Source organism: Enterobacter cloacae complex sp. SHL018, assembly GCF_049237905.1.
Lineage (GTDB): Bacteria > Pseudomonadota > Gammaproteobacteria > Enterobacterales > Enterobacteriaceae > Enterobacter > Enterobacter hormaechei_C.
Window position 1 is genome coordinate 35,328 of sequence record NZ_JBMKJE010000005.1, and the last position, 22,218, is coordinate 57,545.

The 22,218-nt window shown below is 56.4% G+C and carries 21 protein-coding genes; 11 read left to right on the top strand and 10 right to left on the bottom strand.

Annotated features, from left to right (window positions below):
* The first annotated feature begins 78 nt into the window (after positions 1-78).
* Positions 79-1,416, top strand: coding sequence for an adenine permease AdeP (gene adeP / locus ACOTY5_RS17760; RefSeq protein WP_017383704.1), 1,338 nt, complete (start codon positions 79-81; stop codon positions 1,414-1,416).
* Between the two features lie 88 nt (positions 1,417-1,504).
* On the opposite strand, the gene ACOTY5_RS17765 is transcribed toward adeP, so the two are convergent.
* From ACOTY5_RS17765 to rpmH, 9 genes are all read right to left on the bottom strand, one after another.
* On the bottom strand, positions 1,505-2,071 hold the full coding sequence (locus tag ACOTY5_RS17765) for an NADPH-dependent FMN reductase (RefSeq protein ID WP_003861147.1): 567 nt from the start codon (positions 2,069-2,071) through the stop codon (positions 1,505-1,507).
* Positions 2,072-2,107: 36 nt separating this feature from the next.
* The gene (locus ACOTY5_RS17770) at positions 2,108-2,854 is read right to left on the bottom strand and encodes a 4'-phosphopantetheinyl transferase family protein (RefSeq protein ID WP_017694032.1); all 747 of its coding nucleotides are present in this window, start codon (positions 2,852-2,854) and stop codon (positions 2,108-2,110) included.
* Between the two features lie 122 nt (positions 2,855-2,976).
* Positions 2,977-3,948 (bottom strand): HTH-type transcriptional regulator YidZ, encoded by a 972-nt coding sequence (gene yidZ, locus ACOTY5_RS17775; RefSeq protein ID WP_421631986.1) that lies wholly within the window; start codon positions 3,946-3,948, stop codon positions 2,977-2,979.
* Positions 3,917-5,092: an MFS transporter gene (locus ACOTY5_RS17780; RefSeq protein ID WP_023302811.1), complete on the bottom strand. Its 1,176-nt coding sequence runs from the start codon at positions 5,090-5,092 to the stop codon at positions 3,917-3,919. The genes yidZ and ACOTY5_RS17780 overlap by 32 nt, the downstream gene beginning before the upstream one ends.
* 111 nt (positions 5,093-5,203) lie before the next feature.
* Positions 5,204-6,568: a tRNA uridine-5-carboxymethylaminomethyl(34) synthesis GTPase MnmE gene (gene mnmE, locus ACOTY5_RS17785; protein WP_015570136.1), complete on the bottom strand. Its 1,365-nt coding sequence runs from the start codon at positions 6,566-6,568 to the stop codon at positions 5,204-5,206.
* Between the two features lie 72 nt (positions 6,569-6,640).
* Entirely contained in the window at positions 6,641-8,284 is a 1,644-nt protein-coding gene (gene yidC / locus ACOTY5_RS17790; RefSeq protein WP_003861138.1) for a membrane protein insertase YidC, read from the bottom strand.
* Between the two features lie 2 nt (positions 8,285-8,286).
* Complete coding sequence (gene yidD / locus ACOTY5_RS17795) at positions 8,287-8,544, bottom strand: membrane protein insertion efficiency factor YidD (RefSeq protein ID WP_001307474.1); 258 nt, start codon at positions 8,542-8,544, stop codon at positions 8,287-8,289.
* Positions 8,508-8,867 carry a ribonuclease P protein component gene (gene rnpA, locus ACOTY5_RS17800; RefSeq protein ID WP_006808764.1) on the bottom strand — a complete coding sequence of 120 codons (360 nt, stop codon included), beginning with the start codon at positions 8,865-8,867 and terminating at the stop codon, positions 8,508-8,510. Before rnpA ends, yidD begins: the two co-directional genes overlap by 37 nt.
* Before the next feature lie 16 nt (positions 8,868-8,883).
* Positions 8,884-9,024, bottom strand: a complete 141-nt coding sequence (gene rpmH / locus ACOTY5_RS17805) for a 50S ribosomal protein L34 (protein WP_000831330.1) — start codon at positions 9,022-9,024, stop codon at positions 8,884-8,886.
* Positions 9,025-9,625: 601 nt separating this feature from the next.
* Between rpmH and dnaA the strand changes: the two genes are divergently transcribed.
* Genes dnaA through gyrB form a run of 4 tightly spaced genes read left to right on the top strand, consistent with a single transcriptional unit; the run spans position 9,626 to position 15,638 of the window.
* Positions 9,626-11,020 (top strand): chromosomal replication initiator protein DnaA, encoded by a 1,395-nt coding sequence (gene dnaA, locus ACOTY5_RS17810; protein ID WP_003861124.1) that lies wholly within the window; start codon positions 9,626-9,628, stop codon positions 11,018-11,020.
* Between the two features lie 4 nt (positions 11,021-11,024).
* Positions 11,025-12,125, top strand: a complete 1,101-nt coding sequence (gene dnaN, locus ACOTY5_RS17815) for a DNA polymerase III subunit beta (protein ID WP_003861122.1) — start codon at positions 11,025-11,027, stop codon at positions 12,123-12,125.
* Positions 12,125-13,198 (top strand): DNA replication/repair protein RecF, encoded by a 1,074-nt coding sequence (gene recF / locus ACOTY5_RS17820; RefSeq protein WP_045141783.1) that lies wholly within the window; start codon positions 12,125-12,127, stop codon positions 13,196-13,198. Before dnaN ends, recF begins: the two co-directional genes overlap by 1 nt.
* 28 nt (positions 13,199-13,226) lie before the next feature.
* A complete protein-coding gene (gene gyrB, locus ACOTY5_RS17825) occupies positions 13,227-15,638 on the top strand; it encodes a DNA topoisomerase (ATP-hydrolyzing) subunit B (protein ID WP_003861119.1) in 2,412 nt (803 codons plus the stop codon).
* Positions 15,639-15,671: 33 nt separating this feature from the next.
* Here gyrB and ACOTY5_RS17830 read toward each other — a convergent pair whose 3' ends face one another.
* Positions 15,672-16,607 carry a LysR family transcriptional regulator gene (locus ACOTY5_RS17830; protein ID WP_032668922.1) on the bottom strand — a complete coding sequence of 312 codons (936 nt, stop codon included), beginning with the start codon at positions 16,605-16,607 and terminating at the stop codon, positions 15,672-15,674.
* A 113-nt stretch (positions 16,608-16,720) separates the two neighbouring features.
* On the opposite strand from ACOTY5_RS17830, the gene ACOTY5_RS17835 reads away from it, so the two are divergent.
* The 6 genes from ACOTY5_RS17835 (at position 16,721) to dgoD (ending at position 22,209) form a co-directional block, all read left to right on the top strand.
* The gene (locus ACOTY5_RS17835; protein WP_062934160.1) at positions 16,721-17,746 is read left to right on the top strand and encodes a zinc-dependent alcohol dehydrogenase family protein; all 1,026 of its coding nucleotides are present in this window, start codon (positions 16,721-16,723) and stop codon (positions 17,744-17,746) included.
* 113 nt (positions 17,747-17,859) lie between these two features.
* Entirely contained in the window at positions 17,860-18,672 is an 813-nt protein-coding gene (gene yidA / locus ACOTY5_RS17840) for a sugar-phosphatase (RefSeq protein WP_023295661.1), read from the top strand.
* Between the two features lie 226 nt (positions 18,673-18,898).
* Positions 18,899-19,588 carry a D-galactonate utilization transcriptional regulator DgoR gene (gene dgoR, locus ACOTY5_RS17845; RefSeq protein WP_003861109.1) on the top strand — a complete coding sequence of 230 codons (690 nt, stop codon included), beginning with the start codon at positions 18,899-18,901 and terminating at the stop codon, positions 19,586-19,588.
* Positions 19,585-20,463, top strand: a complete 879-nt coding sequence (locus ACOTY5_RS17850) for a 2-dehydro-3-deoxygalactonokinase (protein WP_003861107.1) — start codon at positions 19,585-19,587, stop codon at positions 20,461-20,463. Before dgoR ends, ACOTY5_RS17850 begins: the two co-directional genes overlap by 4 nt.
* Positions 20,447-21,064, top strand: coding sequence for a 2-dehydro-3-deoxy-6-phosphogalactonate aldolase (locus ACOTY5_RS17855; protein WP_017694025.1), 618 nt, complete (start codon positions 20,447-20,449; stop codon positions 21,062-21,064). The genes ACOTY5_RS17850 and ACOTY5_RS17855 overlap by 17 nt, the downstream gene beginning before the upstream one ends.
* Positions 21,061-22,209, top strand: coding sequence for a galactonate dehydratase (gene dgoD, locus ACOTY5_RS17860; RefSeq protein ID WP_003861103.1), 1,149 nt, complete (start codon positions 21,061-21,063; stop codon positions 22,207-22,209). The genes ACOTY5_RS17855 and dgoD overlap by 4 nt, the downstream gene beginning before the upstream one ends.
* Positions 22,210-22,218: the final 9 nt, after the last annotated feature.

Sequence of the window (22,218 nt, forward strand, 5' to 3'; positions counted from 1 at the left end):
GTATCCCGTAACCGCCACTATTGTCGCATTTTGGTATAGGATAGCGACGAATTTTCCCTCCTTGTTCGGAAATTGATGATGAGTCAACAACACACTACCCAGACATCTGGTCAGGGGCTGCTTGAGCGCGTGTTCAAACTGCGCGAGCACGGCACAACGGCACGCACCGAAGTAATCGCCGGTTTTACTACCTTCCTGACGATGGTCTATATCGTTTTCGTTAACCCGCAAATTCTGGGCGTAGCTGGCATGGACACCAGCGCCGTCTTTGTAACCACCTGTCTGATCGCGGCCCTTGGCAGCATCCTGATGGGCGTTTTCGCTAATCTGCCCGTGGCGCTGGCCCCGGCAATGGGTCTGAATGCGTTCTTTGCGTTCGTGGTGGTTCAGGCGATGGGCCTGCCGTGGCAGGTTGGGATGGGCGCTATTTTCTGGGGCGCGGTCGGCCTGCTGCTGCTGACCATCTTCCGCGTGCGCTACTGGATGATTGCGAACATTCCCGTGAGCCTGCGCGTGGGCATCACCAGCGGTATCGGTCTGTTCATCGGCATGATGGGGCTGAAAAACGCTGGCGTTATCGTGGCGAACCCGGAAACGCTGGTGAGCATTGGTAACCTGACCTCTCACAGCGTGCTGCTGGGCGTGCTGGGCTTCTTTATCATCGCGATCCTGGCATCGCGCAACATCCATGCTGCGGTGCTGGTCTCTATCATTGTGACCACGCTGCTGGGCTGGATGCTGGGTGACGTGCATTACAACGGTATCGTCTCTGCGCCACCGAGCGTCTCTACCGTGATTGGCCACGTTGATCTGGCGGGCTCGCTGAACCTGGGACTGGCCGGGGTGATTTTCTCCTTCATGCTGGTCAACCTGTTTGACTCCTCCGGTACGCTGATTGGCGTGACCGACAAAGCGGGTCTGGCAGATGAAAAAGGCAAATTCCCGCGCATGAAGCAGGCGCTGTATGTGGATAGCATCTCTTCCGTTGCTGGCTCTTTCATCGGTACCTCGTCTGTTACCGCTTACATTGAATCCTCTTCCGGTGTGTCCGTGGGCGGCCGTACCGGCCTGACGGCGGTAGTTGTGGGTCTGCTGTTCCTGCTGGTGATCTTCCTCTCTCCGCTGGCGGGGATGGTGCCACCATACGCGGCAGCCGGCGCGCTGATCTACGTCGGCGTGCTGATGACCTCAAGCCTGGCGCGCGTGAAGTGGGAAGATCTGACGGAAGCCGTTCCGGCATTTATTACCGCGGTGATGATGCCGTTCAGCTTCTCGATCACCGAAGGTATCGCGCTGGGCTTTATCTCTTACTGCGTGATGAAGATCGGTACCGGCCGCTTCCGCGAACTTAGCCCGTGCGTGATTATTGTGGCGCTGCTGTTTGTGCTGAAGATTGTGTTTATTGATGCACACTAAGATGCTGGTGGTGTCAGGTGGCGCTTCGCTTACCTGACCTACTGACGAGTGTAGGCCCGGTAAGCGCTAGCGCCACCGGGCTTTTTTATCAGGCCTTCACCCGCTTAATATAATCCCCAAACGCGGTCAGTTGGCCAGAGAGATGGTCACGCGTACTCTGATCCACCACTTCACCCGTCTGCGGGTCGACCTTGTTCTGAATCACGCCGCCCATAAATTCCGGCTTGTTCATCACCATCGCATCCAGGAACACCAGGATCTGACGCAGGTGATACTGGCAGCGCGCGCCGCCGATGGCGCCCATTGAGCTGGTCTGGATCAGCACAGGTTTACCAGACAGCGGCTGCTCCGGTAAACGGGACAGCCAGTCAATGGCGTTCTTCAAACCACCCGGCACCGAGTAGTTATACTCAGGCGTCACAATCACCACGCCGTCAGCCTGACGGATTTGCTCGGCTATCGCTTCCACACTCTGCGGGAACCCTTCTTCCTGCTGAACGTCAGCATCATAAAGCGGGATGTCGCCAATGGACGGCAGGGCACTGATCTCCATTCCCGCAGGCGCCAGCTGCGGCAGCGTACGGGCAACCATCCCGTTAAAAGAACCTTTGCGCAGGCTTCCCAGTAACGTAACAACTTTCAACGTATCAGACATGATTACTCCTGTTTCATCATGATGATCCTGGACGGATCAGCTATGGGTGTATGCTTTTTCTGCCGGTAAACTGGTTAATCGCATCAGGCGCGCGGCGGGCTCGTTGGCGCGCTCAGGTACATCCGGAAGACTACGCCAACCGCGAGTGCTGTCAAACTCCCAGATTTTCAGCCGTTCGATGGCGGGGGTCACCGCAACGGACCAGATCAGTACGTCCTCAGCGTCGCAGAGTGCCTCTACCAGCGAGGCTTTTGTCGCGCGCAGGCGTCCGGAGCCGGGGAGCAGCTGCAACAGGCTGGCGTCGTCTGACGCCGCGCCGCTCAGTTTGCGGATGCTCTGGCGAAGGGTAATGAGCTGCGCTCTGGCTTCAACGGGGTCGTTCTGGTTACGTATCCACAGCTTTTCATTGCTGGAGAGCGGGTATTCATCGAGCGCGTTAGCACCATGGAAGCTGCGCGTGACGCGTTGTAGCTCCATATCCAGGCCGCAATCACCTTCCGTCGTCAGCGCGACGCCAACAATGTTGCCGGTGTACGCAATGGAAAAATGGGGGAGTGCCGGGTCCGCAAAAACCGGGCGACCTTCTGGCTGGGTGAGTATGTCCGGTAATTCGCTGGTGCCGTAGAGCATAAAAAGCAGTTCTGCGAGGAGCGCTCTGGAAGCTAAAAACCGCGTCCTGCGGTGTTCAGGTAGTTTGAGCGCCTCACTGTGACAGGCTGAAGAAAGTCTGGCCGATACGAGATGCCCTTCCGTTAATGTTCCTCGTGCAAAGTGCGTAGCCATTTTTCGCTCCTTGATAATGGTCGTAGTCGGTTAAACGGTTACATGATTATCGCTTAACTCAGCTTCTGTTTTAATCAGTAAATGGAAATAAGAGAAGCCTGAGCACCGAACTTTACATTATCTTAGGCAAAAACCTGACCTGGTGCGGTATACAGCGCTTTGATCGTCTCGCGCAGCCAGAGGATTTTCGGATTATGGCTGTTCCGTTTATGCCAGATCAGCGTGAAGGGGACGGTGAGCTTTTCTGCCTGCGCCTCATCGATGGGAATGGGCAGACAGACCAGATTACGCTGGTGGAGTTGATTGTAGTGATGGCAGTAGTGCGGCGCAGTGGCAATGTAGTTGTGATCCGGCTGAGCCGCCATAAACATCGACTGTTCAAAACCGGGCAAACTCATGGCGATGTTACGCTCCCGACCCATCTCTCTTAGCACCTCGTCGAGCGCCCAGGTGTCGCTGCGTTCCCAGAAGATGCTGATATACGGGTAGCGCAGAAACGTCTCCAGATCCCACGCTTCCTGGAGCGCGGGATGATCCTCGCGCAAATACACGCACGGACGGTCACTGAACAGGATTTCGTAGTCGATAAACCACGGCATCAGCTTTAGCAGTTCGCGCGAGCGAGGGTGCGTTTCACGCCCGGTGAAGCCCAGATCCACTTCTCCGCGCGTAATGGCGTCCAGCGAATCGTAATCCCATTGGCGCAGCTTCACCGTCGCCTGTGGGTAGCGTTCATTCACCTGCTCCAGCAGGGTATTAAAGCGGATCAGCATCAGCGGTGTTTCGGCGGCGAGCACAAACTTAAGCCCGCCAGGAGAGCTATGGTGGAATTTATCGAGGATCTGGTTGCCAATCTGCATCCAGTCGGCCAAATCCTGTTCCAGACTCACCGTCAGCGGCGTGGGCAATAGCCCTAAAGGCGTTTTCACAAACAGCGGATCGTCGAACCAGTCGCGCAACTTCGCCAGCGATTTACTCACCGCGGACGGCGTCACGTTCATCCGCTTCGCGGCTTTGGTGACGCTGCGCTCCTGCAACAAAAGTTGCAGGCAAAGTAAAAGATTAAGATCGAGACTGCTGATGGGCTTCTTCATAGTGCGCCGCGGGCTGGATGACCATAAGTAAGGTAATGCAGAGTATGCTACAGCCAATCAGAACCCCGATCAGCATATTCAGCGCGTTAAGGCCGATCACCGCCGCCAGCCAAATCCACAGTGACGAACCGCAGACCTGCGCAATGCCCAGCACCGAGCTTGCCACGCCTGCCCGCAATGAAAAAGGGCCAAGTGCCTGACTCATCGCCACACCAAAGCCGACGGAGAATCCGGCGCAGATCAGAGTAATGCCCACCAGCATTACAGCGTGTGAGGTGGCGGTCGCCAGGATCACGCCTGCGGCGAGGAACAGCGTCTGTGAGGTGAGCATCAGCGTGCGCTGGCGGAAGATGTTGAGCGCAAAGGGCGTGGAGAATGAAACCGCCATGCTCACCATCGCGGTTAGCGCCATCACCGTCGAATACTCACCGCGATCGAAGCCCATCGTCTCCATCAGCAACACCGGGGAAACGTTTACATAGGTGAGGATCACCGCCACGCTAAGCGTGGTGATTGCCAGCCGACTCAGGAAAAAGCGATTCATCAGCTTTTCAGCCGGATGGAGGGTTGCGGTGTGATATGGCTGTTGCGAACCGGGATGGGTCTCTTTCAGCACCGTCACGGACAGGATAAAGACGATGGCGCCCATTGCGGCCATGGTCCAGAAAAGACTCTGCCACGGAAATTTAAGCATAATCAGGTAGCCTACAACCGGTGCCAGCACCGGGATGATGCAGGTAATGCCGTTCAGCATCGACAGCACTTTAGCGCGGCGCTGGGCGCTTAAGGTATCGCGAAGAATAGCAAACGCCACCACGTAACAGCCACCCGCGCCAATGCCCTGGATAAAACGGCCTGACAGGAACATTGTGCTTTCCTGAGCTACTGAAGACAGTACTGATGCCAGCGCAAAGATAACTGCACCCGTAATGGCGACGGGCTGACGGCCTGCTTTATCCGCGATTTTCCCGGCAAATACCATCGACGACGCCATTCCCGCGAGGTAGGCCGAAAACGCGATGTGCAGTTGCGCCTCGCTGGCGCCCAGATCGCGGGCAATATGCGGTAGCCCCACCAGATACATATCAATGCCGGACGGATACAGCAGAACCAGCGCAAAACTACAGAACAGAAAACGAGCCATAAATCCCCCATAGATGCAGGCAAGCAGGATAGGGGGCGTGGAGGGATTAAGCGAGTTGCCATTTGGACAATGGTGATTTCCCTGGAGGAAATCACCCTGTATTAACGGGAATTACTTACCAATGCAGAAGCTCGAGAAAATCCGTCCCAGCAGATCGTCCGACGTAAACTCCCCGGTGATCTCGCTCAGGTTCTGCTGCGCCAGACGCAGCTCTTCCGCCAGCAGTTCACCGGCCCACGCGCCGATCAGCTGGGCTTTACCCTGCTCAAGGTGGCGAGCCGCCTCTTCCAGCGCCTGCAAGTGACGACGACGTGCCAGGAAGCCGCCCTCCATACTGGTGTCGAAGCCCATGCTCTGTTTGAGATGGCTACGCAGGGCTTCCACGCCTTCACCGGTACGGGCCGACAGGCGAATAAGTGAGTGACCATTCACATCGCTGATGCCCAGCGTTTCGCCGGTAACGTCGGCCTTGTTGCGCACCACGGTGATCGGCAGTTTAGCCGGGAGACGGGCGATAAAGTCTGGCCAGATTTCAGCCGGGTCAACGGCGTCGGTTGTGGTGCCGTCCACCATAAACAGCACGCGGTCGGCCTGCTCAATCTCCTGCCAGGCGCGTTCGATACCGATACGCTCGACTTCATCGCTCGCATCGCGCAGGCCAGCGGTGTCGATGATGTGCAGCGGCATGCCGTCGATATGGATATGCTCGCGCAGGACATCGCGGGTGGTGCCGGCTATGTCGGTCACGATCGCCGCTTCACGGCCCGCCAGGGCGTTCAGCAGGCTCGATTTTCCGGCATTGGGGCGACCAGCAATCACCACCTTCATTCCTTCACGCAGCAGGCTGCCCTGGCGCGCTTCGGCGCGAACGGCATCGAGATCGTTCATCACCTGGTTGAGCTGAGCTTCAATTTTACCGTCTGAGAGAAAGTCGATCTCCTCGTCCGGGAAGTCGATAGCCGCTTCGACATAGATTCGCAGGTGAGTAAGTGCTTCCACAAGGTGATTCACGCGTGCGGAAAATGCCCCCTGCAACGAGTTCAGCGCGGAGCGGGCTGCCTGTTCGGAACTGGCGTCGATCAGGTCGGCAATCGCCTCGGCCTGCGCCAGGTCGAGCTTATCGTTGAGGAAAGCACGTTCGGAGAACTCACCCGGCTTTGCAATGCGCAGGCCAGGCAGGGTCAGAATACGTTTTAACAGCAGGTCGAGGATCACCGGGCCGCCGTGACCCTGAAGCTCCAGCACATCTTCGCCGGTAAAGGAGTTTGGGCCGGGGAACCACAGCGCGATGCCCTGGTCCAGCGGTGTGCCGTCGGCATCCTTAAACGGCAGATAATCAGCGTAGCGCGGCTTTGGCAGTTTACCCAGCACCGCTTCGGCCACCTCACGCGCCTTCAGGCCGGAGATGCGCAGAATGCCTACACCACCGCGTCCCGGTGGGGTTGCCTGGGCGACGATAGTGTCGTTATGGCTCATGGTTGCTCTCGTTCAATACAAATAAAAAAGGCGGTCAATCGACCGCCCTTATTTTAGCGTTAAGTTACCGAATCAGGACTTTTTCTTTTCGCGGCTATGCAGGCCACGTTTTTCCAGACCACGGTAAATCAGCTGCTGCTGGATGATGGTCACCAGGTTGCTGACGATATAGTACAGCACCAGACCTGACGGGAACCACAGGAAGAACACGGTGAAGATGACCGGCATAAAGGTCATGATCTTCTGCTGCATCGGGTCGGTCACGGTGGTCGGCGACATCTTCTGAATGAAGAACATCGTCACGCCCATCAGGATCGGCAGGATGTAGTACGGGTCCTGTGCGGACAGGTCATGGATCCACAGGGCGAACGGCGCGTGGCGCAGCTCAACGGAACCCATCAGCATATAGTACAGCGCAAGGAAGATTGGCATCTGAATCAGCAGCGGGAAGCAACCACCCAGTGGGTTTACTTTCTCTGCTTTATACAGGGCCATCATCTCCTGGCTCTGACGCTGTTTGTCATCGCCCAGACGCTCACGCATAGCCTGAATCTTCGGCTGTAGCATACGCATCTTCGCCATGGAGGTGTACTGCGCTTTAGTCAGCGGGTACATGATGCCACGAACGATAAAGGTGATAACGATGATGGAGAAGCCCCAGTTACCCAGGAAGCTGTGGATGAACTTCAGCAGCTTAAACAGCGGCTGAGAGATGAACCACAACCAACCGTAATCGACGGTCAGATCCAGGTGCGGCGCAACGGCAGCCATTTTGTCCTGGATTTCCGGGCCGACCCACAGGGTGCTTGCCAGTTTACCGGTTTGACCCGGCTGCACCAGAACCGGCTGAGATTTGTAGCCGATGGCTGCAATACCGTTGCCGAGGTTCGCGGTGTAGAAGTTGTTCGTACCGTCGTTATTCGGTACCCACGCCGTCGCGAAATACTGTTGCAGCATTGCGACCCAACCGCCTTTAGAGCTGACGTTCAGGTTTTCGTTATCGGCAATGGTGTCGAATTTGTATTTCTCGTACTTGGTATCTGGCGTGGAGTAAGCCGCGCCACGGAAGGTATGCAGCGCAAAGTTGCTGCTTCCGGTGTCACGGTGAGACGGCAGATTGATGGACTGCTTCAGCTGACCAAAGGTAGAGATTTCCAGCGGTTTCGCACCGGCGTTCTGTACGCTGTAGCCCACGTTCACCGCATACTCACCGCGTTTCAGGGTGAAGGTTTTGGTGAAGGTGTTGCCTGCCGCGTCGGTGTAGGTCATCGGGATAACCAGTTCGTTCTGACCATCAGCCAGCACAAACGTGTCATTCTCGACGTTATACAGTGGACGCGCACCGTTAGCCGGGTTATCCGGGCCATCACGACCGGTCAGGCCGCTCTGCGCCTGGTAGATAAATTCAGGCGTGGTTTCCAGTAACTGGAACGGTTCGGTAGACTTCAGCTCTTTCGGGTAGGTCAACAGCAGCGCCTGCTCAACATCACCACCACGGGTGTTGATAGTCAGCTCAAGCACATCGGTCTTAACCGTAATCTGTTTCCCCTGGCCACTGGCCGGTACGCCCTGGTCGGCGGCGCTACCCGCTGCGGTGGTCGTGGTCTGCGTGGTCTGCTGCTGGGGTTGAGGATTTTTATCCTGCTCCCATGCCTGCCAGATCATGAAAGACACGAACAACAAAGCGATGATAAGAAGATTGCGTTGCGAATCCATCGTTAGTGTTCTCTGGTATCAAAAGGTCCTGGAGGGACGGGGTCGTCTCCACCTGGGTGTAAAGGGTGGCATTTTAATACGCGTTTCACCGTCAACCAACTGCCTTTTATCACTCCAAACCTGCGCAATGCCTCAATTCCGTAGCTTGAGCATGTTGGCGTGAAACGGCAGTGTGGCCCGAGTAGCGGACTAATCAGGCGTTGATAGACCCGAATGAGGGCTATCAGGACCCGCGAGCCAGGCGACAGTGGCGGCGCCATAATTTTTCCAACGCTTCCGAGAGAGCACGGTTATCGAGGTCGGCAACCCCTTTTTTAGCCACCACCACGAAATCCATTGAAGGCAGTTCGTGCTGACGTAAACGGAAGCTTTCACGCGTCAGACGTTTAATCCGGTTGCGTTCATGCGCACGCTTAACGTTTTTCTTGGCGACTGTGAGACCGATGCGGGGATGCCCCAGCGAATTTTGGCGGCCGAGGATGGTGATTTGCGGCGTGCCAGCCCGTAATGGCTGCTGGAAGACGAAAGTGAAATGAGTGGGAGTTAACAAACGTAACTCCCTGGGAAATGCGAGCTTAACCACTCAGGGGTTAGCTTTATTACTTGGAAACGGTCAGACGAGCGCGGCCTTTAGCACGACGACGTGCCAGAACCTGACGACCATTTTTAGTAGCCATACGAGCACGGAAGCCGTGAGAACGGTTGCGCTTCAGTACAGACGGTTGAAAAGTGCGTTTCATGGCGATTTCTACCTAAACTTGAAAAAATTCATGACTTTTGCGGATGCCCGACCGAGTTTCGAATGACGGACGCCGAAGCCGTGGGTGATTAAAGAGGCCGGATTGTAATAATTGTACACTCCGGAGTCAATTCTCTTTCCTTAAATCCCTGTGTATTTCCGCACGTTTTCGCGTGGAAAATGAGCAGCGGACGACGCAGGAAGATGAGCATCACGCGCCGGGTCGAGGATTATACGGGCTCAACGATAAAGCGCAAGGATCGTCCCGGATCTTCGTTAGATCATTTAAGCCAAAAATTGTCTGTGCTCATTAAATTTTCCAATATGCGGCCTAAATCGCGAGGCACTCGCGTCAGGATCGTTTACACTTACCCGATTCCGGATCTTCCTGTGGATAAATCGGGAAGAATCTGTGAGAAACAGAAGATCTCTGGCTCAGTTTAGGCTATGATCCGCGGTCCCGATCGGGATCCAGCGATCCAGGCCGGGTATAACCGCAGATAGCGGTTCGCACATCACCCTTTTGCACAGGGTCATGTCGATGTGCGCCAACAATCATGAATATTCAATAGTTTTCTTTTATTGTTCGAGTGGAGTCCGCCGTGTCACTTTCGCTTTGGCAGCAGTGTCTTGCCCGATTGCAGGATGAGTTACCAGCCACAGAATTCAGTATGTGGATCCGCCCGTTGCAGGCGGAACTGAGCGATAACACGCTGGCTTTGTATGCGCCAAACCGTTTCGTGCTCGATTGGGTAAGGGATAAATACCTTAATAACATCAATGGACTGCTGAACGATTTCTGCGGGTCAGATGCCCCACAGCTGCGTTTTGAAGTGGGCACAAAGCCGGTCACCCAAACCGTTCGTGAAGTTGTCAATGTGGCAGCCCCTGCACAGGCGGCGCCCGCGCCAGCGCCTCGCGTTGCACCGGCTCGTCAGGGCTGGGATAACGTTCCGGCCCCCGCTGAGCCTACCTACCGCTCTAACGTTAACGTGAAACACACGTTCGATAACTTCGTTGAAGGTAAGTCGAACCAGCTGGCGCGCGCGGCGGCTCGCCAGGTAGCCGATAACCCCGGTGGCGCTTACAACCCGCTGTTTCTGTATGGCGGCACGGGTCTCGGTAAAACGCACCTGCTGCATGCGGTGGGTAACGGCATTATGGCGCGTAAGCCCAATGCGAAAGTGGTGTATATGCACTCCGAACGCTTCGTTCAGGACATGGTAAAAGCCCTGCAAAACAATGCGATCGAAGAGTTTAAACGCTACTACCGTTCCGTTGATGCGCTGCTGATCGATGACATTCAGTTCTTTGCCAATAAAGAACGATCGCAGGAAGAGTTTTTCCATACCTTTAACGCCCTGCTGGAAGGCAATCAGCAGATCATTCTGACCTCGGATCGTTATCCAAAAGAGATCAACGGCGTTGAAGATCGTCTCAAATCCCGCTTCGGCTGGGGCCTGACCGTGGCGATCGAGCCGCCGGAGCTGGAAACCCGCGTCGCGATCCTGATGAAAAAAGCCGACGAGAACGACATTCGCCTGCCGGGTGAAGTGGCGTTCTTCATTGCCAAGCGTCTGCGTTCCAACGTGCGTGAACTGGAAGGGGCGCTGAATCGCGTTATCGCCAACGCCAACTTCACCGGTCGGGCGATCACCATCGATTTTGTGCGTGAAGCGCTGCGCGATTTATTGGCTTTGCAGGAAAAACTGGTCACTATCGACAATATTCAGAAGACGGTGGCTGAGTACTACAAGATCAAAGTGGCAGATTTACTGTCTAAACGTCGTTCCCGCTCGGTGGCGCGTCCGCGTCAGATGGCGATGGCGCTGGCAAAAGAGCTAACCAACCACAGCCTGCCGGAAATCGGTGATGCGTTTGGTGGCCGTGACCATACGACCGTGCTGCACGCTTGTCGCAAGATCGAGCAGTTACGCGAAGAAAGCCACGACATAAAAGAAGATTTTTCCAATTTAATCAGAACATTATCATCGTGACGCTATGAAATTTACCGTTGAACGTGAACATTTATTAAAACCGCTGCAACAGGTGAGTGGCCCATTAGGCGGCCGCCCTACGCTGCCTATTCTTGGAAACCTGCTGCTTCAGGTCGCGGACGGTACGCTGTCGCTGACCGGCACAGATCTGGAAATGGAAATGATCGCGCGCGTTACGCTGACTCAGCCGCACGACGCGGGCGCGACCACGGTTCCGGCACGTAAATTCTTTGATATTTGCCGTGGGCTGCCGGAAGGCGCTGAAATCGCAGTGCAGCTGGAGGGCGACCGCATGCTGGTGCGCTCTGGCCGCAGCCGTTTCTCCCTCTCCACGTTGCCCGCTGCGGACTTCCCGAACCTGGATGACTGGCAGAGCGAAGTTGAATTTACCCTGCCGCAGGCGACGATGAAGCGTCTGATCGAAGCCACGCAGTTCTCCATGGCGCATCAGGACGTTCGTTACTACTTAAACGGCATGCTGTTCGAAACCGAAGGTGAAGAGCTGCGCACCGTGGCGACCGACGGTCACCGTCTGGCGGTCTGTTCCATGCCGATTGGCGATTCACTGCCAAACCATTCGGTGATCGTACCGCGTAAAGGCGTAATTGAACTGATGCGCATGCTCGACGGCGGCGACACGCCGCTGCGCGTGCAGATTGGCAGCAACAATATTCGTGCCCACGTGGGCGATTTTGTCTTTACGTCGAAGCTGGTAGACGGTCGTTTCCCGGATTATCGCCGCGTATTGCCGAAGAACCCGGACAAAACGCTGGAAGCGGGCTGCGATATCCTCAAGCAGGCGTTTGCCCGCGCGGCCATTCTCTCGAACGAGAAATTCCGCGGCGTACGTCTGTACGTGAGTGAAAACCAGATCAAAATCACCGCCAACAACCCGGAGCAGGAAGAGGCAGAAGAGATTCTGGACGTCACCTACGCCGGGGCTGAGATGGAAATCGGCTTCAACGTCAGCTATGTGCTGGATGTGCTGAATGCACTGAAATGCGAGAACGTTCGCATCCTGCTGACCGACTCCGTTTCGAGCGTACAGATTGAAGATGCGGCCAGCCAAAGCGCGGCTTATGTTGTCATGCCAATGAGACTGTAATGTCGCTCACCCGTCTGTTGATCCGCGACTTTCGCAATATCGAAAGCGCGGATCTCGCTTTATCCCCTGGCTTTAACTTCCTGGTTGGCGCGAACGGCAGCGGCAAAACCAGCGTGCTGGAAGCCATCTATACGCTCGGCCATGGCCGGGCGTTTCGCAGTTTGCAGATTGGTCGCGTGATTCGCCACGAGCAGGACTCTTTTGTTCTGCACGGGCGTTTGCAGGGCGCAGAGCGGGAAACCGCCATCGGCCTGACCAAAGACAAGCAGGGCGACAGCAAGGTGCGCATTGACGGCACCGATGGCCACAAGGTGGCGGAGCTGGCGTTGCTGATGCCGATGCAGCTGATTACGCCCGAGGGGTTTACTTTACTCAACGGCGGCCCCAAATACAGAAGAGCGTTCCTCGACTGGGGATGCTTTCACAATGAAGCCGGTTTCTTTAACGCCTGGAGCAACCTGAAGCGTCTGCTTAAACAGCGTAACGCCGCATTGCGCCAGGTCACGCGCTACGCCCAGCTGCGTCCGTGGGACATGGAACTCATTCCTCTTGCGGAACAAATCAGCCGCTGGCGTGCCGAATACAGCGCAGGTATCGCCGAAGACATGGCCGACACCTGCAAACAGTTTTTACCCGAGTTCTCTCTCACCTTCTCTTTCCAGCGTGGCTGGGAAAAAGAGACGGAATATGCCGAGGTGTTAGAGAGAAGCTTCGAGCGCGATCGCATGTTGACCTACACTGCGCACGGCCCGCACAAGGCGGATTTCCGCATTCGTGCCGACGGTGCGCCGGTGGAAGACACGCTGTCGCGCGGGCAGCTGAAGCTCCTGATGTGCGCGCTGCGCCTGGCGCAGGGGGAATTCCTCACCCGCGAAAGTGGGCGACGCTGCCTGTACCTGATAGATGATTTTGCCTCGGAACTTGACGACGCGCGGCGCGGGCTGCTTGCCAGCCGCTTAAAAGCCACGCAGTCGCAGGTTTTCGTCAGCGCCATTAGCGCTGAACACGTTATGGACATGTCGGACGAAAATTCGAAGATGTTTACCGTGGAAAAGGGTAAAATAACGGATTAACCCAAGTTGAAATGAGCGAGAAACGTTGATGTCGAATTCTTATGACTCCTCCAGTATCAAAGTCCTGAAAGGGCTGGATGCGGTGCGTAAGCGCCCGGGTATGTATATCGGCGACACGGATGACGGCACCGGTCTGCACCACATGGTATTCGAGGTGGTAGATAACGCTATCGACGAAGCGCTCGCGGGTCACTGTAAAGACATCGTGGTCACGATCCATGCGGACAACTCCGTGTCCGTTACCGATGACGGTCGTGGTATCCCAACCGGTATTCACCCGGAAGAGGGCGTATCTGCTGCGGAAGTCATCATGACCGTTCTGCACGCAGGCGGGAAGTTCGATGATAACTCCTATAAAGTTTCCGGCGGTCTGCACGGCGTAGGCGTATCCGTAGTAAACGCCCTGTCGCAGAAGCTGGAGCTGGTTATCCAGCGCGAAGGCAAAATTCACCGTCAGATCTACCAGCATGGCGTGCCTGAAGCGCCGCTGGCCGTCACGGGCGATACCGAGAAAACCGGTACCATGGTGCGTTTCTGGCCGAGCCTCGAAACCTTCACCAACGTCACCGAATTCGAGTACGACATTCTGGCGAAACGCCTGCGTGAACTGTCGTTCCTGAACTCCGGCGTGTCGATTCGTCTGCGCGACAAACGCGACAACAAAGAAGACCACTTCCATTACGAAGGTGGTATCAAGGCGTTCGTTGAGTATCTGAACAAGAACAAAACGCCAATTCACCCGAATATCTTCTACTTCTCTACTGAAAAAGACGGTATCGGCGTGGAAGTGGCCTTGCAGTGGAACGACGGTTTCCAGGAAAACATCTACTGCTTCACCAACAACATTCCACAACGCGATGGCGGTACGCACCTGGCGGGCTTCCGCGCGGCGATGACCCGAACCCTGAACGCCTACATGGACAAAGAAGGCTACAGCAAAAAAGCGAAAGTCAGCGCCACCGGTGACGATGCACGTGAAGGCCTGATTGCCGTGGTCTCCGTGAAGGTGCCGGATCCGAAGTTCTCCTCACAGACCAAAGACAAGCTGGTCTCTTCTGAGGTGAAATCGGCGGTTGAACAGCAGATGAACGAACTGCTGAGCGAATACCTGCTGGAAAACCCGTCCGACGCGAAAATCGTGGTGGGTAAAATTATCGATGCGGCGCGTGCCCGTGAAGCGGCGCGTAAAGCGCGTGAAATGACCCGTCGTAAAGGCGCGCTGGACCTGGCAGGCCTGCCGGGCAAACTGGCTGACTGTCAGGAACGCGACCCGGCGCTGTCTGAACTGTACCTTGTGGAAGGGGACTCCGCGGGCGGTTCTGCGAAGCAGGGCCGTAACCGCAAGAACCAGGCGATTCTGCCGCTGAAGGGTAAAATCCTTAACGTTGAGAAAGCGCGCTTCGACAAGATGCTCTCTTCTCAGGAAGTGGCGACGCTCATCACCGCGCTCGGCTGCGGCATTGGTCGCGACGAGTACAACCCGGACAAACTGCGCTATCACAGCATCATCATCATGACCGATGCGGACGTCGACGGCTCGCACATTCGTACGCTGCTGTTGACCTTCTTCTATCGTCAGATGCCGGAAATCGTTGAGCGCGGCCACGTCTACATTGCCCAGCCGCCGCTGTACAAAGTGAAGAAAGGCAAGCAGGAACAGTACATTAAAGATGACGACGCGATGGATCAGTACCAAATCGCGATCGCCCTTGATGGTGCGACCCTGCACGCAAATTCCAGCGCGCCAGCGCTGGCCGGTGAGCCGCTGGAGCGTCTGGTCTCCGAGTTCAACGCCACGCAGAAAATGATTGGCCGTATGGAGCGTCGCTATCCGAAAGCGCTGCTGAAAGAGCTGATTTACCAGCCGACCCTGACCGAAGCCGATCTGAGCAACGAGCAGACCGTCACCCGCTGGGTGAACACCCTGGTGAGCGAGCTGAACGAGAAAGAGCAGCATGGCAGCCAGTGGAAGTTCGACGTCCAGCAGAACGCTGAGCAGCAGTTCGAGCCGATCGTCCGCGTGCGTACCCACGGCGTCGATACCGACTACCCGCTGGAGCACGAATTTGTGACCGGTCCGGAATACCGCCGTATCTGCACCCTCGGCGAGAAGCTGCGCGGTCTGATCGAAGACGATGCGTTTATCGAACGTGGCGAACGTCGTCAGCCGGTAGCCAGCTTCGAACAGGCGCTGGAGTGGCTGGTAAAAGAGTCCCGTCGTGGTCTCTCTATTCAGCGTTATAAAGGCCTGGGCGAAATGAACCCGGATCAGCTGTGGGAAACCACCATGGATCCGGAAAGCCGTCGCATGTTGCGTGTCACCGTTAAAGACGCAATCGCAGCGGATCAGCTGTTCACGACCCTGATGGGCGATGCGGTTGAACCACGTCGCGCCTTCATCGAAGAGAACGCCCTGAAGGCGGCGAATATCGATATTTAATCGTCGCTTTACGACAGCATAACTGGCCGCGCTTCAGCGCGGCTTTTTTATGGACGCAGGAAACTCCAGCGACATCACTGCCGGTAAACGTTTGACCAGCATATCTATGGCAATTCTTACCCTTAGCGGCAGGTGTGGCGTCTGCTGCCAGACGGCATGAACGTCGAAGCGTACATCCGGGGCCTGCTTTAAGAGCGGGACAAGATCTCCCTGCTGAATTTCTTTAATGACCATCCAGCAGGGTAACCATGCAAGGCCGTGGCCGGCCAGCGCCGCGTCGCAGATCGCCTGCAAATCATCCATATTGAGCGATGAGCGGGGAATAAACGTGCGCGACGTGCCATCGTAATCCATCAGCTGCCAGGGTAGGACTCTGCCCGCACGCGTGTAGTTAATGGCCGTATGCTGGCGTAAATCATCAACGGTTTGCGGCTGGCCATTCTTAAGCAGATAATCCGGCGCGGCGCACAGCACCATCCGGTGCTCCCCCAGCCTTCTGGCGACCAGCACGCTGCTGTCAGCCAGAGCGCCATTGCGCACCGCCATATCAAACCCTTCTTCCACGAGATCCACGACGCGGTCGCTGAAGGACATTTCAAGCTCAAGCCCGGGATGCTCCTGCGCCAGCTCTATTAGCAGCGGGGCGATACACTGGCGACCAAACAGCACCGGCACGGCAACACGCAGCCGACCGTTGACCTGATGTTTTCCGGTTTCAAGCTGCGATTCAGCGCCACGGATCTCCTCCAGCGCGCGCAGGCAGCGTTCATAAAAAAGCGCGCCGTTATCGGTCAGCCTCTGACTGCGGGTGGTCCGATGAAACAGACGAACCCCCAGCCTCTCTTCAAGACGAGCAATGCTTTTTCCTACCGCCGAGCGCGACAAATGCAGACGGACGGCGGCCTGGGCAAAACTTCCTGCCTCAACGGAGGCAACGAAAACGGGAATATCTTTCAGCGTATCGGTCATGGACGGATTGTGTCAATTTGGTCATCAATGAAGGGAAAACTTATCGCCACTGGCGACGCTGAGTCAACGGTAGACTGTCAGAACTGAAAATCATCTGATGACAGGAGAAAAAAATGACTGAAACAATGCAACGCTGGTCAATGGATGCCCTTGGTCGTGAAAGCCTCAGGCTCGTTCAGGAGCCTGTTCCACAGCCAGGCCCGGGGGAGGTTCGCGTAAGGGTTAAAGCCGTTGCGCTCAACTACCGGGATAAAATGGTGATTGAAGGCACGATGCCGATTCCGCTTTCCTTCCCGTTTACTCCAGCATCTGACATGGCAGGCGTGGTGGACAGCATCGGCGAAGGCGTTACGCGTTTCAAGCCCGGCGCACGCGTCATCTCAACCTTCTTCCCGGAATGGATCGACGGCAAGCCGCAGGTAGACGCGCGCGATTTGCCCTATAAAACGTCCGGTGGATACTTCCAGGGCATGCTGGCCGAATATGTGATTGTGAGTGAAAACGCGCTGGTGGCGTCCCCGGAAAGCCTGGATGACGCTGAGGCCAGCACGCTTCCTTGCGCGGGGCTTACCGCATGGTTCGCGCTGGTGGAGCGCGGTCATTTACGCGCCGGGCAATCGGTGCTGGTACAAGGGACGGGCGGTGTGGCGCTATTCGCTTTGCAGATAGCAAAAGCGCACGGCGCAGAAGTTATTGTTACGTCGGGGAGTGATGAAAAACTGGCGCGGGCCAAAAAGCTGGGGGCCAGCCAGGGCATCAACCGACTGAAAGGCGACTGGGCTGAAAATACGCTGGCACTGACGCAGGATCGCGGCATCGACCATATTATCGAAACGGTGGGTGGGGAGAACCTGAGACATTCCCTGCGCGCCGTTGCCGTTCATGGGCGGATATCGGTCATTGGCGTGCTGGCCGGGACAGAAATTTCTCTGCCTGCAAGCGAGCTGTTGCTGAAATCTCCCGTCATTCAGGGGATTGGGGTTGGACATCGCCGGGCGCTGGAAGATTTTGTCCGTGCTGTTGATATCACGGAGTTAAAACCGGTGATTGAGCATCGCTACCGCTTTGACGAGCTGGAACAGGCGCTTGAACATCTGGATCGCGGTGCGTTTGGCAAAATCGTTCTCACCCGCGAGTGAGTTCCCGTTCCCGGGATAAACGTAAAAGGGGCTTTTTGTTGCGCAAGGTAGCTCTATTTTTGTGTGCTTAATCGCGTTAGCATGAGGTAGCACTCATTTATCCCGGGGACCCCATGGCCATCAAACTCATTGCAATCGATATGGACGGCACGCTGCTGCTGCCAGACCACACTATCTCTCCTGCCGTTAAAAATGCGATCGCCGCCGCACGCGAAAAAGGCGTGAACGTGGTGCTCACCACCGGACGCCCGTATGCCGGGGTGCACAGCTACCTGAAAGAGCTGCACATGAACCAGCCTGGCGATTACTGCATCACCTATAACGGCGCGCTGGTGCAAAAGGCAGCCGATGGCAGCACGGTGGCGCAAACTGCACTGAGCTATGATGACTACCGTTTCCTGGAAAAACTCTCCCGCGACGTGGGCTCTCACTTCCACGCGCTCGATCGCAATACGCTTTACACCGCCAACCGCGATATCAGCTACTACACGGTGCACGAGTCCTACGTTGCAACCATTCCACTGGTGTTCTGCGAAGCGGAGAAAATGGACCCGGCGACCCAGTTCCTGAAAGTGATGATGATTGATGAACCTGCGGTTCTCGACAAAGCCATCTCACGCATTCCGGCTGAGGTAAAAGAGAAATACACCGTGCTGAAAAGTGCGCCGTACTTCCTCGAAATCCTTGATAAACGCGTCAATAAAGGCACAGGCGTCAAATCGCTTGCCGATGCGCTGGGCATCAAGCCTGAGGAGATCATGGCGCTGGGCGACCAGGAAAACGATATTGCGATGATCGAATATGCGGGCATGGGCGTGGCGATGGATAACGCCATCCCGTCGGTAAAAGAAGTGGCGAACTTCGTGACTAAATCTAACCTGGAAGACGGCGTTGCCTGGGCGATCGAGAAATTCGTTCTGTCGTAACAAGTGCTTTGAAAGATTAGCCCCGGTTATTAACCGGGGCTTTTTTTGGCCCTGAATTTATCAAATTGTTCTTTTTGTGATCTAGATTGTAGTACAACATTAACTGATTGTACTACATTGTCACCACGGCAAAGACGAAAGGCCTCACGTTTGTACTGCAAAAGTGAGGCGAAATTCAGCGGTCGCGGTAAAGTAGTGATGGACTTACAGAGCACAAGGACTCTCCATGACACTCAATAAAACCGATCGCATTGTCATCACGCTGGGCACTCAGATTGTGGGTGGCAAATACGTTCCCGGTTCGCCGCTGCCAGCAGAGGCGGAACTGTGCGAGGAGTTTGAAACCTCGCGCAACATCATTCGGGAAGTGTTCCGCTCACTGATGGCGAAGCGGCTGATTGAAATGAAGCGCTATCGCGGCGCGTTTGTGGCGCCGCGTAACCAGTGGAACTACCTCGATACCGATGTTCTGCAATGGGTGCTGGAAAACGACTACGACCCACGGCTCATCGGCGCGATGAGCGAAGTCCGAAATCTGGTGGAACCGGCCATCGCCCGCTGGGCGGCAGAGCGCGCAACGTCAGGTGACCTGGCACAGATTGAGTCGGCTTTAAACGACATGATCGCCAATAACCAGAATCGGGAGGCGTTCAACGAAGCGGACATTCGTTACCACGAAGCGGTATTGCAGTCGGTGCATAACCCGGTTTTACAGCAGCTTAGCGTGGCGATCAGCTCGCTACAGCGAGCAGTATTTGAACGTACCTGGATGGGCGATGAGGCCAACATGCCGAAAACGCTTCAGGAACATAAAGCGCTGTTCGATGCGATACGGCATCAGGACGGCGATGCGGCAGAGCAGGCGGCGCTGACCATGATCGCCAGCTCGACACGAAGGCTGAAGGAAATCACATGACATCACGCTACATCGCAATTGACTGGGGATCGACCAATCTGCGCGCCTGGCTCTACCAGGGTGAGCAGTGCCTGGAAAGCAGGCAATCAGAAGCAGGTGTGACGCGCCTGAACGGTAAATCCCCCGCAGCGGTGTTAGCAGAAGTGACACAAAACTGGCGCGACGGTACTACGCCAGTGGTGATGGCCGGAATGGTCGGCAGTAACGTGGGGTGGAAGGTCGCGCCTTACCTGTCAGTTCCGGTGCATTTCACCGCCGTTGGCGAGCAGTTAACGTCCGTTGGCGATAATGTCTGGATTATTCCCGGTTTATGCGTCTCTCGCGACGATAACCATAATGTGATGCGCGGCGAAGAGACGCAGCTGCTCGGGGCGCGCACCCTTTCTCCTTCTTCTGTCTACGTCATGCCCGGGACGCACTGCAAATGGGTCCAGGCGGATGCTGAGCAAATTCATGATTTCCGCACCGTGATGACCGGCGAACTGCACCACTTGCTGCTTAAGCATTCGCTGGTGGGGGCCGGTTTGCCGGAGCAGACCCCTTCGCCGGAAGCGTTTGCCGCCGGGCTTGAGCGCGGGATCGCATCCCCTGCCGTTTTGCCGCAACTTTTTGAGGTTCGCGCCTCGCACGTGCTGGGAAATCTTCCGCGCGAACAGGTCAGCGAATTTCTGTCCGGCCTGCTGATTGGCGCAGAAGTCGCCACTCTGAGCGACGCGTTCGCCGGGCAGCAGGCCATCACGCTCGTCGCGGGTTCATCGCTGACGTCTCGTTACCGCCAGGCGTTCCACGCTATCGGACGGGATGTTGCTGCGGTGGAAGGCGACACGGCATTTCAGGCAGGCATAAGGAGCATCGCTCATGCAGTGGCAAACTGAACTTCCCCTGATCGCGATTTTGCGCGGTATCACGCCCGGTGAGGCCTTAGCGCACGTTGGCGCGGTGATCGACGCCGGGTTCGACGCGGTGGAAATCCCGCTCAACTCCCCGGAGTGGGAAAAAAGCATTCCGGCAGTTGTGAAGGCGTTTGGTGATAAGGCGCTGATTGGCGCTGGCACCGTATTACAGCCGGAGCAGGTGGATGAACTGGCGAAGATGGGCTGCAAGCTTATCGTCACACCAAATATCAACCCCGAGGTGATCCGCCGGGCGGTGGATTACGGCATGACCGTCTGCCCGGGTTGCGCCACGGCCACAGAAGCCTTTGCCGCCCTCGATGCGGGCGCACAGTCTCTCAAAATTTTCCCGTCGTCGGCCTTTGGTCCGGATTACATCAAAGCGCTGAAAGCGGTCTTACCCGCCAGCGTGCCGGTCTTTGCCGTGGGCGGCGTCACGCCGGAAAACCTGGGCCAGTGGATGAGCGCGGGCTGTGTGGGCGCGGGGCTGGGCAGCGATCTCTATCGTGCCGGTCAGCCCGTTGAGCGTACCGCACAGCAGGCGGCAGCATTTGTGAAAGCGTATCGAGAGGCAGTGCAATGAAAATAACCAAACTCACCACGTACCGTTTACCCCCGCGTTGGATGTTCCTGAAAATCGAAACCGACGAAGGCGTGGTTGGCTGGGGCGAGCCGGTGATTGAAGGCCGTGCGCGCACCGTTGAAGCCGCGGTTCACGAGCTGGGCGAATACCTGATTGGCCAGGATCCGGCGCGCATCAACGACCTGTGGCAGGTGATGTACCGCGCGGGCTTCTACCGCGGGGGGCCGATTCTGATGAGCGCCATCGCCGGTATTGATCAGGCGCTGTGGGATATCAAAGGCAAAGTGCTCAATGCCCCGGTCTGGCAATTAATGGGCGGCCTGGTGCGCGACAAAATCAAAGCCTACAGCTGGGTGGGCGGTGACCGCCCTGCGGAAGTGATCGACGGTATCCGGCAACTGCGCAACATCGGTTTTGACACCTTCAAACTCAACGGCTGCGAAGAGATGGGCGTTATCGACAACTCGCGCGCGGTTGACCGGGCGGTGAATACCGTGGCGCAAATCCGTGAAGCCTTCGGCAACGAGATTGAGTTTGGTCTGGATTTCCACGGCCGCGTCAGCGCGCCAATGGCCAAAGTGCTGATTAAAGAGCTGGAGCCGTATCGCCCGCTGTTTATCGAAGAGCCGGTGCTGGCCGAGCAGGCGGAATACTATCCGAAACTGGCTGAACAGACGCACATTCCCATCGCGGCGGGGGAACGCATGTTCTCGCGCTTCGAGTTTAAACGCGTGCTGGAAGCGGGCGGCATTGCGATCCTGCAACCGGACCTCTCCCACGCGGGCGGCATCACCGAATGCTACAAAATTGCCGGAATGGCAGAAGCCTACGATGTGGCGCTGGCGCCGCATTGTCCGCTTGGGCCGATTGCGCTGGCGGCCTGCCTGCACGTCGACTTCGTCTCCCGCAATGCGGTGTTCCAGGAACAAAGCATGGGCATTCACTATAACAAGGGCGCGGAGCTGCTCGACTTTGTGAAAAACAAAGAAGACTTCAGCATGGAAGGTGGTTTCTTTAAACCGTTAACGAAGCCGGGCCTTGGCGTGGAGATCGACGAAGCCAAAGTCATTGAGCTGAGTAAAAGTGCGCCGGACTGGCGTAACCCACTGTGGCGTCATGAAGACGGTTCCGTAGCCGAGTGGTAAATCGCCGGA